This window comes from uncultured Lacinutrix sp. (genome assembly GCF_947500325.1).
GTDB lineage: Bacteria > Bacteroidota > Bacteroidia > Flavobacteriales > Flavobacteriaceae > Lacinutrix.
The window spans coordinates 282,349-299,779 of record NZ_CANMRQ010000003.1; the positions used below are offsets into that span (position 1 = coordinate 282,349).

A 17,431-nucleotide genomic window follows, 5' to 3' on the forward strand; every position below is an offset into this window, starting at 1 on the left:
AAACATGAAAAACAATTTTCTTTTACTTACACTTATATTTACTTCTATTGCCTTTTCCCAAGGCACGCAATTACTTAGACAACCAACAATATCAGATACTCATGTTGTTTTTGTATACGCCAACGATCTATGGAAAGCGCCAATAAATGGTGGAAATGCAATTAGATTAACCAGTGATGAAGGTGCAGAATATGAACCACATTTTTCTAATGATGGAAAACATATAGCTTTCACAGCTCAATATGATGGAAACTCAGACGTATATGTAATTCCAAGCGAAGGTGGAGAGCCAAAACGATTAACTTTTCACCCCAGTACTGATGCGGTTCAAGGCTGGACAAATGATAATAAAATACTGTTTAGATCTAGCAGAGCATCAAAACCAACAAAATCTAATAAATTTTACACTATAGGTATTGATGATAGTTTCCCAAATGATATTGACTTACCAAGAGCTGCTTACGGTGAAATGTCTTCAGATGGTAAATATATGGCGTACACTCCTATAACATCTTGGGATTCGGAATGGCGTAATTACAGAGGTGGTCAAGCCATGCCTATTTGGATTGTTAATTTAGAAACTAAAGATTTAATTACTACGCCTCAACCAACAAAGGAGCGCCATTTAACTCCTATTTGGTTAAATGATATTGTCTATTATATTTCTGAACGTGATTATACTAGTAACATTTGGTCTTTCAATCCAAATACAAAAGAAGAACAACAAATTACTTTTCACAAAAAGTTTGACGTAAAAAGTTTAGACGCTAACCAAAATAAAATTGTTTATGAGCAAGGCGGCTATTTACATCTTTTAGATCCAAATACTAAAACATCTAAACAGTTAAACATAAATGTTGCTGCAGATTTAAATTTTGCGCGTTCTAAATGGCAAAAAATTGAAGGTTCAGATTTAATTCACCCAAATATTTCGCCAAATGGAAAACGTGCGATTTTCGAACATAGAGGTGAGATTTTTACAGTTCCTAAAGAAAACGGAACATGGAGAAACATTACTAATTCTTCTGGAACTGCAGATAGAGATCCGATCTGGTCTCCAAAAGGCGACAAAATTGCATGGTTTTCTGATGCTAGTGATAATTATAAACTAGTTGTTGCAGATCAAAATGGGCAAAATAAACTACAAATCACATTACCAAACCCTACATTTTATTTTAAACCAGAATGGTCACCAGATGGCGAACATATTGCTTACACAGATACCGACTTTAATATTTGGATTATTAATCTAGCAACAAAATTATCTATCAAAGTAGACTCTGATAATTATGCACACCCAAATAGAAGTATGAATCCTGTGTGGTCTCCTGACAGTAAATGGATAGCTTATAGTAAGCAAAGTAAAAGTCATTTTAAAGCCATACATGTTTACAATATTACGACTAAAGAAATCATACAAATAACAGACGGAATTGCAGATGCAATTACACCAGTTTGGGACGCTTCAGGTAAATATATTTATACTTTAGCAAGTACTAATTATGGTCTAGCCAGTGGTTGGTTAGATATGAGCTCTTATGACCCAGAGACAACAAGAAGTCTGTATGCAATTGTTTTAAATAGTAAGGATAAAGCACCAAACCTTCCAAAAACTGATGAAGAGGTTAAAGACGAAGCGAATAAAGAAGATAAAAAGAAAGACAAAAAGAAGGGCAAGGACAAAAACTCTGATGAAAACAAAGAAAAAGTAAAAATTACAATCGTAGATAAAACTAATATTTTTGATCGAATAATTCCATTAAAATTACCCGAAGGCAATTATATTGCTTTAGAAAAGGCAAAAACAAATTTTGTTTATGTATTTGAAAATATAGATGATGAAAACGGCATTAAAGTTCATCAATACGACGTTGAGAAAAGCGAATCAAAAGATTTTGCATTAGGTGTTTCAGAATTAGTAGTATCTCAAGATCGTAAAAATATATTATTACAACAATCTGGTTCTTGGAAAATAACAAACTCTGAAGCTCCAATAACTCCAGAAACTAAAGCAATCAATACCAATTTAAAAATTAAAATAGATCCAAAAGCAGAATACCATCAAATTTTTAAAGAAGGCTGGCGCTTTATGCGTGATTTTCTTTATGTAAAAAATACTCATGGAGCACCTTGGGATGAAGTGTATAGTTGGTACTCTCCATGGATAAACCACGTAAGGCATCGTACAGATTTAAATTACGTTGTAGATATTATGAGTGGTGAAATTGCAATTGGTCATTCTTATGTTTATGGTGGAGATTTACCAGATATTAATCGTGTTCCTATCGGTCTATTAGGTTGTGATTTTAAAATTGAAAACAATAACTATCGTATCTCAAAAATCTTTAATGGAGAACGCTGGAACCCTGATATATATTCACCATTAAATTTACAAGATGTAAAAGAAGGCGATTATATTATAGCTATAAACGGAAAGTCATTAGACGCATCAACAAATATTTATAAACTATTAGAGCAAACTGCGGATAGAGAAATAACTATTACAGTAAACAGTACTAGTTTAAAAACTGGTGCTAGAACTATTTTAGTAAAACCTGTATCTAATGAATTTCAATTACGTTATATTGATTGGGTAGAGGAAAACCGTAGAAAAGTAGATAAGCTTTCTAACGGCAAACTAGCATATGTTTATGTTCCAAATACTTCTGGAAATGGCTTTGCTTCTTTCAATAGATATTATTTTTCGCAACAAGACAAGAAAGGCGTTATTATTGATGAACGTAACAATGGTGGTGGTTCTGCTGCAGATTATATGATAGACATTATGTCTAGAGAATTATTTGGCTATTTTAATAGTAAATCACATGACAATAGACCATGGACAACTCCTATGGCTGGAATATGGGGACCAAAAGTGATGATTATTAATGAACGAGCAGGCTCTGGTGGAGACTTACTACCGTACATGTTTAAAGCAAAGAAAATAGGTCCATTAATTGGAACCAGAACTTGGGGAGGATTAGTAGGTACTTGGGATACGCCTCGTTTTATTGATGGTGGTAGTATGGTCGCTCCAAGAGGAGGTTTTTATGACATTAATGGTAATTGGGCTGTAGAAGGTGATGGTGTTGCTCCTGATATAGAAGTTATTCAACATCCAAAGCAATCTTTAAATGATAGAGACCCACAACTAGAACGTGCTGTTGAAGAAGCTTTAAAACTACTTAAAACAAAAGAATTTCAATTAAAGCCTGAACCAAAAGCTCCTATAAAATTCAAAAGACCTATTGGTTATGAAAAAGAAAATTAAAAAGTATAAAGGTAGTCGTTGGCTACATAATACTTACTAAGTCTACTTTAGACTACCTTTAAAAACATAGGTAAACTTATAATAATGAGCTCGATATTGAATCGGGCTCATTATTTTTTAGATCTTAAAAAATAAACCTGCACTTAATGCAGCTTGCTTTGCTACGTTATTAGCCGAAAAAGCACCTCCAAAACCAACACTAAAACCTAAGTTATCTGTCAAACTATATAATCCTTTTAAACCATAAGCAGCATAGTCTTGATTATTAATATATAATGCCGTTTCTAAAGATGTTTGAGGTAAAATTATATCTCCATTATTAAATGATTCGATAATATCAACAAAAACAATTAATGTGGTCTTTTTTATAGAAGTTAAACCAAATTCTCCTCCAATTCTAAAATTAGAACTATAGTCATTAGTTCTTATATCTGCTCCTATAAAACCTTGAAAATAGTAGTTTTCATAACCTTTACCTACATTAACTGTTGGTGTAAACGTCCAAGCATCATATCCTGATCTTATACCAGATGTTTTATCGAAAAAAGAGGTATTAGCTTCTACTGTTAATTGACCAGAAACTATCATCTTACCTCTATATATGTTATGTTTTAGACCTATTTGTATATTACCAAATCCACTTTTTCTAGTTGAAACAATAGAAAGTGGTACTGTAGAGTTTTCAATTGCATCTCCTGTTTTTATTAATTTAAATGGAACATTAACTAGTAAAGTTAAATTATCATTTACTCCATATTCTCCATACAATTGAAGTGTGTTATCTGAAATACTTCTACTTGTTATATAATCTTTATCATTAAATATTTCACTATAATTAGGAATGGTAGAATATGAAATTTGAGAAAATAATTTCCCTTTCTTTTTTGTCCAAGCACTTTGTGCTTTAGCGTTTTGAATTGAGAAACAAAAAAAGGATAGAGATAAAACGAAAATACAATAGAGTTTAAAGTTATTCATTGTTAGAAAAAATTAAAATGCAAAATCATAAAAACAATTACTCCATTTGTCTCTAATTTTATCTAATGCTTACTAAGTTGTTTTAATAATACATTCATGACTTTAATTCGTAGATTTGTGTTGGTAATCAAAAAATAAAATGAGGAAAAGAAAGAAGCTAACACCAAAAAGAGTATTTAAATTTATTATAGGAGCAATTATATTTATAACACTACCAACACTACTCCTATTTGGTTTCTTATACTTTAAATACAACGAAGACTTACCAATTGGAGAAGAAACAGCACAAGCAGATATTTTAGCAAAAAACATGTTAGAATCTTTAAATTACGACGCCTACAAAGCCACAGACTATATAGAATGGACCTTTAAAAAGCGTCATCATTTTAAATGGAATAAAACAGAAAACACTTGTGAAGTCTACTGGAAGAATTACAAAGTCAATTTAGATTTAAACGATAATAGTAAAAGTGAAGCCTTTCAAAACGACATAAAAATAGAAACAGATCAAGCTAAGTACATAAAAAAAGCTACCAATCTATTTAATAATGATTCCTTTTGGGTTGTTGCGCCATACAAAGTATTTGATAAAGGTGTAAAGCGAAGTGTAGTGACTTTAAATAACAATGAAAAAGCTCTACTTGTAACCTATACTTCTGGAGGCTCAACTCCTGGAGATTCTTATTTATGGCAATTTGCTAAGGACGGAAAACCTAAAAGTTTTAAAATGTGGACGTCTCTTTTACCTATAGATGGTTTAGAAGCATCATGGAATGATTGGACAACTACTGAAACTGGAGCAATATTGCCAACATTTCACAAATTAATGGTTTTAGGATTAGAAATAAACAATATTAAAGGAATTAATCTAAACTAAAATCCTGTTCAAAAACCTAACATACATAACAATCACTATAACCATCTTCTTTTTATATTTTTTTTTAAACTCCTCTTTTTCAATAAAACTCAAAATAAGCAACTACTTAACTGGTTATTATGTTAAATTAGCCAAAGCTAATTACCATAACTAAACGCCCTAAAAAGATGAATAAAATTAAACTATTGTTTCTAATTTTAATATTAACCTATACATCACAAGCTCAAATATACCTACCAAATGAAACTTTCGATACAGGACTAGGAGCCTGGACCACTACAGACTTAGGAGGTGCTAATGGTGACACTTGGGCTTCGGGTTTTATTGATATTGATGCTAGCACAACTTTAAATGGATCTAATTGTGCATTTGTAGACAGTTTTAATAACGGGACGGGTACTCCTGCATTATTAGAGGTTTTAACTTCTCCTGTTTTTAATACAACCGGCAGCACAGTCCTTTTACTAGAATTCGAGCAATATTATAGGACCTCTTTACCTAATGATCCTGATGTAGGATATGTAGAAGTATGGGATGGGGTTACCTGGCAACAAGTATTACTAAATGATAATGAAAGTATTGGTGCTTTTTCTGCACCAAATATACAATCTATTGATATTTCAGCACATAGTAATGCTGAAATGCAAATACGTTTTATATATGATGATGGCGGTGAGTCTGGCTTTTATTGGGCCATAGATAATGTAAAAGTTATTGAACAAATAACTTGTGCTGCGCCAAATACTCTAAATGCTATTAATATAACCGATAATTCTGCAAATTTATCTTGGACAGAAACCGGAACTGCAACTTCATGGAATGTAGAGTTAGTAAATATTTCTGCCGGAGAAACAGTAACAGGTACTGCTACTACCACAAGTGTAACAAACACGTATGCAGCGACTAGCTTGTTATCTGGTAGCACTTACGAGTTTTATGTTCAAGCAGATTGTACTACTGGAGATTTTTCAACTTGGTCAGGTCCATTTATATTTACAACAGTAATTACTTGCCCAACACCTACAAATTTAGATGCTACAAATATAACAACAAGTTCTGCAAATTTATCTTGGACTCCTGGTAGTACCGAAACACTTTGGAATGTAGAACTTGTAAATATCACTGCTGGCGGTTTACAAACGCGCATAGCAACAAATGCGGGTGTTACAAGCCCTTTATTACTTACTGAGTTACCCGAAAACAATACTTATGAATACTATGTACAAGTAGATTGTGGTAGTGGAGATTTCTCAACTTGGTCGGGCCCATTTACATTTAGTACAGTAGCTAACTGTATAGCCCCTATTAATCTAGACGTTAGTTTTGCCTTTGGTAATGTAACTATGTCTTGGACAGAAGGTGGTGTAGCTACGCTATGGAATTTTCAGTTAATTGACATTACTACAGGAGGAACTGTAGTTGGTGCAAGTTATGATATTAACAATACTCAAAGTTTTGTTGCCGATTATACAATAGTCACTCCTAATCACGAGTATGAATTTTTAGTACAAGCAAATTGTGCTGCAAATGGTTTATCATCATGGGTAGGACTTCAGTTTACTCCTCCATACATATGCCTAACACCTCCTAATACTTTAACAGCTAATAATATTTCTAATAATACTGCAAATTTAAGTTGGACAGAAACTGGAACTGCAACATCATGGAATGTTGAGTTAGTTGACTTAACTGCAGGAAGTACTGCAACAGGAGTACCTACAGCTACGAATGTTACTAACTCATATAACGCAATGGGCTTAACAGGGGATAACAATTATGAATTTTATGTGCAAGCAATTTGTAATGTTAATGACGGACCATCAGTTTGGTCTGGACCTTTTGCTTTTAAAACTTTATGTGATCCTTTTACAATACCATATACAGAAAATTTTGAACAGTTTATAACAAGTCCGTCAGCTTTTAAAAAATATAATTGTTGGACAGCAGGTACAACGACGAATCCTACTAATCATTTTTGGGAATCTGCACCAGGAACAGATACTGGTTCAGCACAAACAGGACCATCTCCAGCAATTACCACAGGAAATTATTTTTATACTGAAAATTTAAGTTTAAATAGTACTGCTGGTGATACTGCAGAATTAAACTCACCTTTTATTGATTTATCTGCAACAACCGCACCAGTATTAATATTTGATTATCATATGTTTGGAACTCAAATAGGAACTTTAGATGTTATTGTAAATAGCACAGATAATATATTTTCTATTTCTGGACAACAACAAGCTACAGAAACTGATCCTTGGATTAATCAAATAGTAGATTTATCCTCTTACATAGGTCAAACTATAACAATAACTTTTAGAACGACAGCCAATAATGTAGCATTTACTACTAGAGGAGATATAGCTATTGATAATGTTTCTTTTGAAGAAGCTCCAACATGCCTTAAACCTTCTACATTAACAACTACTAATATTACTAATAATACTACCAACTTAGGTTGGACAGAAACCAGTTCCGCAACTTTATGGAATATTGAGTTAGTTGACTTAACAGCTGGGGATAGTGCAACTGGTATAGCTACAACTTATGACATCACTAATAATCAATACACAGAAACAAGTTTAGCAGCTAATAATGATTACGCATTTTATGTGCAGACAAATTGTGGAGCTGGTGATTTATCAACTTGGGTGGGGCCTCATTTTTTCACTACATTATGTGATCCTTTTTCTACACCTTATACAGAAGATTTTGAAACATTTACTGTAAGCACAAATCCCTTTACTAATGAAAACTGTTGGCTAGCAGACGCTATTTATACTAATTATTTTTGGGAATCTGCACCAGGAACCGATACTGGTTCAGCACAAACAGGACCGTCTCCTACAATTACTACAGGAAACTACTTTTATATTGAAGCTTCAAATAGTACTGTTGGAGATATTGCAGAATTAAACTTACCATTTATTGACTTATCAGACTTAACTACACCTTCATTAGTATTTGATTATCACATGTTTGGAACTCAAATAGGAACTTTAGATGTTATTGTAAACGGTACAGATAATGTGTTTTCCATTTCTGGAGAACAACAAGTTACAGAAACTGAACCTTGGGTAAGGCGAATAATTGATTTAACAGCATATACAGGTCAGACCGTTTTAATAACTTTTAGAGGTACTAGTAATGGAAGTTTTAGAGGTGATATCGCTATAGATAATGTCTCTTTTATAGAGCGTCCTTGTTTTGAACCTACAACATTAACAGCTTCTAATATTACAGATAACTCTGCTGATTTAAATTGGTTAGAAGCAGGTATAGCTATGCTATGGAATATTGAGTTAGTTAACGTTACTGCTGGCGATACTCCAACAGGTATAGCAACAGTAACTAGCGCTACTATTCCGTACATGGCTACTAATTTAACGCAAAACAATAATTACGAGTTTTATGTACAAACAGATTGTGGTACTAGTGGATTATCTAATTGGGCTGGACCATTTGCATTTACAACTTTAGAATCATGTCCTGCTCCTACCACATTAACAGCTACTAATATTACAAGTAGCTCTGCTACTTTAGGTTGGACAGAATCAGGAATTGCTACATTATGGAATATAGAGTTAGTAAATATTACTACAGGTGAATCTGTAACTGGTAACGCTACGCATACTGGTGTAACTAACTCCTTTTCTATAACTAATTTAACAAATGAAAATGCTTATGCATATTATGTGCAATCGAATTGTGGCTTAGGCGGTGTTTCTACATGGACTGGGCCCTTTAATTTTAGCACAGAGTACCTAGCTGTATCAGCAGATTGTACTTCTGCCATCTTTTTAGATGCTGGTGGTATGACAGGAAGTTACACTGCTAATTCTAATGAAACTACAACAATATTACCAGACATTACAGGTAATTCGGTTACACTTACATTTACCTATGTAGATATTGAAATTTCTGATTTTGCTGGATCTCAAGATGGATGTTGGGATTACTTAACAATTTATAATGGTCCAGATACAACTTATCCCGTTTTAGCGCAAACATTATGTGGTGAAGAAAGTGGTGACGGTGGCATTCCATCTGTTGGAACAAGTGAATTAAATATTGGTGATTCTTATACATCAACAGATGCCTCAGGAGCGTTAACTGTTGTGTTTTTCTCTGACGGAAGCATACAAGAAACAGGTTGGGCCGCAGACGTTACATGTGCCCCGACGCCTCCTGCAAATGACGATTGCTCAAGTGCAGAAGCACTTACTTTAGGTGTTATGGCTACAGGAAATACTATTAATGCTACAGATTCTGGTATTAGTCCAGGCTCTTGTGGTCCTACTGGTGGAGACGATGATATCTGGTATTCCTTTGTTTCCCCTGTAACTGAAGAAGTTATTGTAACAACAGATGCAGATGTTGTAGTTATATATGATGCCTGTACTGGTAATGAAATAACTTGTATTGGGACTGGAGTAACAAATGTCATAGGACTTACAAGTGGTACTACATACTACACAAGAGTTTATAACACTGGAGTTGCTAAAGTTGCTGGGCCAATTGAATTAACAATTTCGGAGTCTACATTAGCAACTACAAGTTTAATTAATAGCTCTGTATTCTCATATTATCCTAACCCAGTAAATAACACCTTAATACTAAACGCTCAGACTAAAATAACAAATGTTACTGTATTTAATATATTAGGTCAAGAAGTCATTCGTAACACTCCAAATAGAATATCTAGCGACATTGATATGTCTCACTTACAATCTGGCTCATACTTTGTAAAAGTAACTGTCGGCAATGTTACTGAAACTGTTTGGGTGATTAAAAACTAAATACGTTAAGATTTTAAAAAATATATTTAATATAAAAGGGCTATCTAAAAAAATCAAACTACTATGACTTTTTAGATAGCTTTTTTTTAAGTAAGCCAATTCGATGCAAACTTATGAAACATTCAACTTAAGAAAGTTTCTCATATTTCTATCATTAAATCAAAAGTTGAATTTCGGAAAATTATTTTAGATTAAACTGAAAAATATTTAAAACTACTACTTACTCTTCTGCCCTACAAAATGTTGTTCTTTCAACTTAAACAACACATTAAATGTGGTTAAACTCCCATAAATACGAGTTATATATTGTTGTAAATCTATCTTTCCTTGTTCGTCTAAATTACTAGAATTTACTTTTTGTTCCATAACACGCAAACGATCACGAACCATAGTAATTTTATGAAAGAAATCGTCAATTTTAATTTCTTTACTTTTTAAGTTAGTATCACCAGGTTCTAAAATTAATTTCCCACCTTTCCATTTATCTCCAATATGGACAATTTCAGACACATCACTATACTTCTTAAGCAAACGCATTACACTTTGTTCAACATCAAAAAAACTTACAGTATCTACATCTCCGTCTGCAGCTTCTATCACTTCTATTTCATCATCTAATGGAATTGTTTCTAATCCATTATCAATAAATGTTACCCAATATTGTTGATTATCAACATTAGTAACCACTCCTTTTCCATATTCATTGTGACTTATTCTTGAACCTATTCCTAATATTTTCATTTAAAATTTGTGTTTTTGTATTTCCGAAAAAACGAAAAATTATTTATTAAACTATAAAACTCTGTTTGTACAGAAGTCATAAAAAAAATCAATATCGAAGTTAAAAATATAATATTAAAACTCAACTTTATTTTAATAAAATCCGAATACAATCTACTTCATTTTTTGGGGTTAAAAACGTATCTTCGCAACTTTGCCATTCTATGACTAATTTCGAAGAAAACATTGAGGTACAAGGTGCCAGAGTACATAATCTAAAAAATATAGATGTAACAATTCCTCGTGAAAAACTAGTAGTTATTACTGGTTTATCTGGTAGCGGAAAATCATCATTAGCCTTCGATACTATTTATGCAGAAGGACAACGTCGCTATATAGAAACCTTTTCTGCTTATGCCAGACAATTTTTAGGTGGACTAGAACGACCAGATGTAGATAAAATAGACGGTTTATCTCCTGTAATTGCTATTGAACAAAAAACAACTAGTAAATCGCCTCGTTCTACGGTGGGAACTATTACAGAAATCTACGATTTTCTACGTTTATTATTTGCTCGTGCCAGCGATGCTTATAGTTACAATACTGGTCAAAAAATGGTAAGCTATAGTGATGAGCAAATTAAACAATTAATTATTCAAGATTTTAAAGGTAAACGTATTAATGTTTTAGCGCCTGTTGTTCGCTCTAGAAAAGGCCATTATCGTGAATTATTTGAACAAATTGCAAAACAAGGTTTTGTAAAAGTACGTACAGATGGAGAAATAAAAGATCTAGTAAAAGGCATGAAACTAGATCGCTACAAAAATCATGATATAGAAATAGTTATTGATAGATTAAAAATTGATGATTCCATAGAAAATGACAAGCGCTTAGACGAGACTATAAATACCGCAATGTATCATGGCGATGATGTATTAATGATTATCGATCAAGACACTCAAGACACACGCTATTTTAGCCGTAGTTTAATGTGCCCAACTTCTGGAATCTCTTATCCAAATCCAGAACCTAACAATTTTTCTTTTAATTCACCTAAAGGTGCATGTAACCATTGTAATGGTATTGGTGATTTATATCAGGTTAATGAAGAGAAAATTATACCAGATGATACTTTATCTATTAAAAATGGAGCCTTAGCACCTCATGGTCCAGAAAAGAAAAGTTGGATTTTTAAGCAGTTAGAGCTAATAGCTGAACGTTTTGAGTTTAAAATGACCGATGCGTATAAAGATATTCCAGAGGAAGCCAAACAGATTATTCTATATGGAGGAAATGACAAATTCTCTGTAGAAAGTAAAACATTAGGCATTACAAGAGATTATAAAATAGATTTTGAAGGCGTTGCTAACTTTATAGATAATCAATATAAAAATGCAGAATCTACTTCTCTTAAGCGCTGGGCTAAAGAATATATGGACAAAATTAAATGTCCTGTGTGTGAAGGTTCTCGTTTACGTAAAGAATCGCTATATTTTAAAGTTAACGGTAAAAATATAGCAGAACTAGCACATAAAGATATTGTTGATTTAGCAGAATGGTTTAGCGATATTACTAATCACTTGTCTGAAAAACAATATAAAATTGCTGAAGAGATAATAAAAGAGATTAAAACCAGACTTCAGTTTCTATTAGATGTTGGACTTAATTATCTATCATTAAACCGAAGTTCCAAGTCCCTGTCTGGTGGAGAAGCGCAACGTATTCGATTAGCGACGCAAATTGGCTCTCAATTAGTTGGCGTACTTTATATTTTAGATGAACCTAGTATTGGTTTACACCAGCGTGATAATGAAAAACTAATTAATTCATTAATTTCTCTTCGTGATATCGGAAATTCAGTTATTGTTGTAGAACATGATAAAGATATGATAGAACGAGCAGATCATGTAATAGATATTGGTCCTAGAGCAGGAAAGCATGGTGGTGAAATTATTAGTCAAGGCACACCAAAACAACTTTTAAAAGAACGTACTTTAACAGCCGAATACCTTAATGGTAAAAAAGAAATTGAAATTCCCAAAATACGCCGTAAAGGCAATGGAAAACATATAGAATTAAAAGGCTGCACAGGAAACAACTTAAAAAATGTAAACTTAAAAGTTCCCTTAGGAAAAATGATTGGCGTTACTGGTGTTTCTGGTAGTGGCAAGTCTACATTAATTAACGAAACACTCTACCCTATCCTTAATGCTTATTATTTTAATGGTGTAAAAAAGCCAATGCCATATAAAAGCATTAAAGGACTAGAACATTGTGATAAAGTGATAGATATTAATCAATCACCAATTGGTAGAACACCTCGTAGTAATCCAGCAACGTACACTGGAACTTTTAGCGAGATTAGAAGTTTATTTGCAAAAATCCCTGAAGCCATGATTCGGGGTTATAAACCTGGACGTTTTAGTTTTAATGTCGCTGGTGGACGTTGCGAAACCTGTAAAGGTGGTGGATTACGTGTTATTGAAATGAATTTTCTACCAGATGTCTATGTTGAATGTGAAACCTGTCAAGGCAAACGTTTTAATCGGGAAACATTAGAAATTAGATATAAAGGAAAAAGTATTAGTGATGTTTTAAACATGACCATTAATGAAAGTGTTGATTTCTTTGAGAATATCCCCAAAATCTTTAAAAAATTAAAAACGATTAAAGATGTTGGCTTAGGTTATATTACGCTTGGTCAACAAAGCACAACATTATCTGGCGGAGAAGCGCAACGCATAAAACTAGCTACAGAACTAAGTAAACGAGATACAGGAAACACTTTTTATATTCTAGATGAACCAACTACAGGACTGCATTTTGAAGACATTCGTGTACTTATGATTGTGCTTAATAAATTAGCAGATAAAGGTAATACTGTTCTTATAATAGAACATAATCTTGACGTTATAAAAACAGTAGATCATATTATAGATATTGGATATGAAGGTGGTCAAGGTGGCGGAGAAATCATTACTCAAGGCACTCCAGAACAAGTTGCAAAACATAAAAAAAGTTATACCGCTAAATTCTTAAAAAAAGAACTACATTAGCAAGCTTGTCTTTTGACAAAAAATTAAATTAAAAATTAAAATAAGTTTATAAATAATGAGAAAAGAACAACACCCTAAAGGTTGGAATGAAAATAAAACAAATGATTCTTGGGCAATCTTCAAGATTATGGGAGAATTTGTTAATGGATTTGAAAAAATGAGTCAAATAGGACCTTGTGTTTCTATTTTTGGATCTGCAAGAACAAAACCAGATCATAAATATTATAAATTAGCAGAAAGTGTTGCTAAAAGTATTTGCGAAGCGGGATATGGAGTTATTACTGGTGGTGGACCTGGTATAATGGAAGCGGGAAATAAAGGAGCGCATTTAGCAGGTGGTACTTCTGTTGGATTAAATATAGAATTACCTTTTGAACAACACGATAACCCATACATCGACAATGATAAAAGCCTAGATTTTGATTATTTCTTTGTTAGAAAAGTAATGTTTGTTAAATATTCTCAAGGATTTGTAGTAATGCCAGGAGGTTTTGGAACTTTAGATGAATTATTTGAAGCTATTACTCTAATTCAAACCAACAAAATTGAAAAATTCCCAATTATTTTAGTAGGAACAGATTTTTGGTCTGGTCTTATGGATTGGATAAAAGCAACAATGTTAGACAGATTTGCTAATGTAAGCCCTGGTGATTTAGATCTAATTCACTTGGTCGATACAGAAGATGAAGTTGTTAGCATATTAGATGCATTCTATAAAGAATATGGTTTAAGTCCTAATTTTTAAAAGTTAAACTATCTTAATAGTGTACATATCTAACAAATATTTGCGTTATTAGTAAAAAAAGCGCTGTAAATCCTTTGAGAAAGAATTTTACATTACATTTTCTATGCTTAATGTTTAGTGTTTTGGCTTATAGTCAAAACAGCATCGATATTAAAGCTTATTTTGATATTGAAACTAGAAGCATCAGTATTACGCAAAACATTGAATATTTCAATGCAACTAATACTGTTTTAGATACTGTATATCTCAATGATTGGAGTCACAGTTACTCTACCAAAACAACTCCTCTCGCAACAAGATTTGCTGAGGAGTTTAAAAATACGTTTCATTTTGCTAAGAATGAAGACCGTGGTTTTACAGTTATTACTTCTATAAAAGAAGATAATAGTGAAACTTTTTTCTCTAGACTTAAAGCGCATCCTGATGTCATTAAAGTTGCATTAAACAAACCTTTAGCTCCTAACAACTCATATAAGTTACAACTTACTTATAAAGTTCAAGTCCCTAATGATAAGTTTACCCGTTATGGTTTTACTCGCTATAATGATTTTGAATTACGTTATTGGTATATTACACCTGCTGTATTTAATGGCGAATGGCAATACTACAGTAATAAAGATTTAAACGACGCATTTATTCCAAAAGCCGATATAACTATTGAGGCAAACTTTGATCCAGTATATAATTTAATTTCCGAATTAGACGAAGTTAGTACAGTAGAATCTAACAAAAGAAGAATTACTAGACTAAACGGAAAAGACAGAGTAAATACTAAATTAATTTTAAGACGAATAAATGATTTTAATACTGTAGAAACAGACTTTTTTAGTATTCAATCTAATATAGATACAGAAAATCTTGAAAGTACTAAAGTAGCAATTGTTACAGATAGAATAGCAGGTTTTATAACTAAAAACATTGGCACATATCCTCATAAAAAACTTCTATTAACTTATATAGATTATAAGAAAGAGCCTATTTATGGACTAAATTTATTACCAGATTTCCTTCGCCCGTTTCCTGATACTTTTCAATATGAATTGAAAATTTTAAAAACAGCTCTACGTAATTCATTAGAGAATACCGTTTTAATTAACCCAAGAAAAAACCAATGGGTTATTGATGGTATACAAACATATTACTTAATGAAATATGTTAACGAATACTACCCTGAAACAAAATTAACTGGAACATTAGGAAACATATGGGGACTTAAATCTTTTTATGCTGCAGGTTTAAAATTTAATGAGCAATATAACTTTGCCTATTTACACATGGCTAGAACTAATTTAGACCAACCATTAACGATGGCTAAAGATTCTTTATTAAAATTCAATAAGAATATTGGTAATAAATATAAAGCTGGTGTTGGCCTACGTTATTTAAATGATTATACTGAAGGTAAAACTGTTGAAACTGCTATAAAAGCATTTATAAAAGATAAATCTTTATTACAAACAAATGATACAGAGTTTCAGGAGTATTTAAAACGTAATACAACAAAAAACATTGATTGGTTTTTTGATGATTATTTAACAACAAGTAAAAAAATAGATTATAGAATTAGTACTATTAAAAAGAAAGGTGATTCACTAGTAGTTACGCTAGAAAATGAATTAGACAATATTATGCCTGTCTCTCTTTATGCTATAAAAAATGATTCCGTTGTTTTAAAACAATGGGTTGACGGTTTTAAGGATAAAAAGACAATTACAATTAAAGGATCGGACGTTGATCGATTAGCTTTAAACTATGATAAAATCATCCCAGAAATTAAAGGTCGAAACAATTGGAAAAAAGTAAACAAGTTACTAAACAGACCTGTACAGTTTAGATTGTTTAAAGATGTAGAAGATCCAGATCAGGCCCAAGTTTTCTTTATGCCTGAGTTTGCATATAATATTTACGATGGTTTCTCTCCTGGTTTAAAACTATATAATAAAACTATTTTATCTAAAAACTTCCTATACAAATTTAGCCCAAAATACGGTTTAAGGAGTAATAGATTAGTTGGTAGCGCTTTTTTAAGTTACAAACACAGAAAAGAAAATGTAAGAAACTACACAACACGATATACTATTCGAGGAGAACAATACAATTATGCTAGGGACTTACTCTATACAACATTTACGCCTTCAATAAATTTTGCTTTTAGAGACCCAACAGACTTAAGAAAAAATGATAGACAGTATTTAAATTTTAGATATTTAAGTATTGATCGTGAAGTAGACCCAACTGGTGAATTTGAAACGGAAGGCGAACCAAAATACGGTGTTTTTAATGCAAGTTACGCTTCTATAAAACCTGATTTAAAAAGCTTTAGCTCAGTTATAACCGATCTACAACTCGCAAAAAACTTTGGTAAAATATCTGCCACTTTAGAATTTAGAAAATTAACCGAAAATAACAGACAATATAATTTACGTGCCTATATTGGTTCTTTCTTATATAATAAAACATACCAAGACACCGACTTCTTTAGCTTTGCTTTAGACAGACCAACAGATTATTTATTTGACTATGATTATATAGGTAGAACTGAAGATGAAGGCGTAACTAGCCAACAGCTTATATTAGCCGAGGGTGGTTTTAAATCTCAATTAGAGCCTGCTTTCGCAAACCAATGGATTTCTACTGTTAATACAAGTACAACTATATGGCGCTATATTATGGCATATGGAGATGTTGGACTTGTAAAAAACCACAATACTAGCCCTAAATTTGTATACGACGCAGGTATTCGTTTAAATCTTGTTGAAGATTATTTCGAATTGTATTTACCTGTATATTCAAATCTTGGTTGGGAAATTGCTCAACCTGAATACGATAAAAGCATTCGTTTTATAATTACCTTATCTCCAAATACTCTAATAAAGCTATTTACAAGACGTTGGTATTAGTAAAAAAGAACCCCTAAAGTCTTTGAATTATTTTCAACACATTTCTCTATTTGAATAAAAAAATAAATAATTCACAACA

Annotated in this window: 8 protein-coding genes; 6 read left to right on the forward strand and 2 right to left on the reverse strand. The window is 32.2% G+C overall.

Features of this window, described 5'->3' with window-relative positions; all coding sequences use genetic code 11:
• Window positions 1-4 precede the first annotated feature (4 nt).
• Window positions 5-3,271, forward strand: a complete 3,267-nt coding sequence (locus Q0997_RS06285) for a S41 family peptidase (RefSeq protein WP_299886203.1) — start codon at window positions 5-7, stop codon at window positions 3,269-3,271.
• A gap of 117 nt (window positions 3,272-3,388) precedes the next feature.
• Here Q0997_RS06285 and Q0997_RS06290 read toward each other — a convergent pair whose 3' ends face one another.
• Window positions 3,389-4,249, reverse strand: a complete 861-nt coding sequence (locus Q0997_RS06290; RefSeq protein WP_299886206.1) for a hypothetical protein — start codon at window positions 4,247-4,249, stop codon at window positions 3,389-3,391.
• A 139-nt stretch (window positions 4,250-4,388) separates the two neighbouring features.
• On the opposite strand from Q0997_RS06290, the gene Q0997_RS06295 reads away from it, so the two are divergent.
• Window positions 4,389-5,126, forward strand: a complete 738-nt coding sequence (locus tag Q0997_RS06295; protein ID WP_299886208.1) for a hypothetical protein — start codon at window positions 4,389-4,391, stop codon at window positions 5,124-5,126.
• 167 nt (window positions 5,127-5,293) lie between these two features.
• Window positions 5,294-9,931 (forward strand): fibronectin type III domain-containing protein, encoded by a 4,638-nt coding sequence (locus Q0997_RS06300; protein ID WP_299886210.1) that lies wholly within the window; start codon window positions 5,294-5,296, stop codon window positions 9,929-9,931.
• Between the two features lie 216 nt (window positions 9,932-10,147).
• On the opposite strand, the gene Q0997_RS06305 is transcribed toward Q0997_RS06300, so the two are convergent.
• Window positions 10,148-10,672 (reverse strand): hypothetical protein, encoded by a 525-nt coding sequence (locus tag Q0997_RS06305; protein ID WP_299886213.1) that lies wholly within the window; start codon window positions 10,670-10,672, stop codon window positions 10,148-10,150.
• A 203-nt stretch (window positions 10,673-10,875) separates the two neighbouring features.
• On the opposite strand from Q0997_RS06305, the gene uvrA reads away from it, so the two are divergent.
• The 3 genes from uvrA to Q0997_RS06320 all read left to right on the forward strand — a co-directional run bounded on the left by uvrA (window position 10,876) and on the right by Q0997_RS06320 (window position 17,352).
• Window positions 10,876-13,707: an excinuclease ABC subunit UvrA gene (uvrA, locus tag Q0997_RS06310; protein ID WP_299886216.1), complete on the forward strand. Its 2,832-nt coding sequence runs from the start codon at window positions 10,876-10,878 to the stop codon at window positions 13,705-13,707.
• Window positions 13,708-13,762: 55 nt separating this feature from the next.
• Window positions 13,763-14,452 (forward strand): TIGR00730 family Rossman fold protein, encoded by a 690-nt coding sequence (locus Q0997_RS06315; RefSeq protein WP_299886219.1) that lies wholly within the window; start codon window positions 13,763-13,765, stop codon window positions 14,450-14,452.
• Between the two features lie 74 nt (window positions 14,453-14,526).
• Window positions 14,527-17,352 carry a metalloprotease gene (locus Q0997_RS06320; RefSeq protein ID WP_299886221.1) on the forward strand — a complete coding sequence of 942 codons (2,826 nt, stop codon included), beginning with the start codon at window positions 14,527-14,529 and terminating at the stop codon, window positions 17,350-17,352.
• Window positions 17,353-17,431: the final 79 nt, after the last annotated feature.

Bases quoted from the DNA above. Each gene is read 5' to 3' on its own strand.
- Q0997_RS06300 (WP_299886210.1), top strand. From the start codon at position 5,294: ATGAATAAAATTAAACTATTGTTTCTAATTTTAATATTAACCTATACA.
- Q0997_RS06285 (WP_299886203.1), top strand. From the start codon at position 5: ATGAAAAACAATTTTCTTTTACTTACACTTATATTTACTTCTATTGCC.
- Q0997_RS06290 (WP_299886206.1), bottom strand. From the start codon at position 4,249: ATGAATAACTTTAAACTCTATTGTATTTTCGTTTTATCTCTATCCTTT.
- uvrA (WP_299886216.1), top strand. From the start codon at position 10,876: ATGACTAATTTCGAAGAAAACATTGAGGTACAAGGTGCCAGAGTACAT.
- Q0997_RS06295 (WP_299886208.1), top strand. From the start codon at position 4,389: ATGAGGAAAAGAAAGAAGCTAACACCAAAAAGAGTATTTAAATTTATT.
- Q0997_RS06315 (WP_299886219.1), top strand. From the start codon at position 13,763: ATGAGAAAAGAACAACACCCTAAAGGTTGGAATGAAAATAAAACAAAT.
- Q0997_RS06305 (WP_299886213.1), bottom strand. From the start codon at position 10,672: ATGAAAATATTAGGAATAGGTTCAAGAATAAGTCACAATGAATATGGA.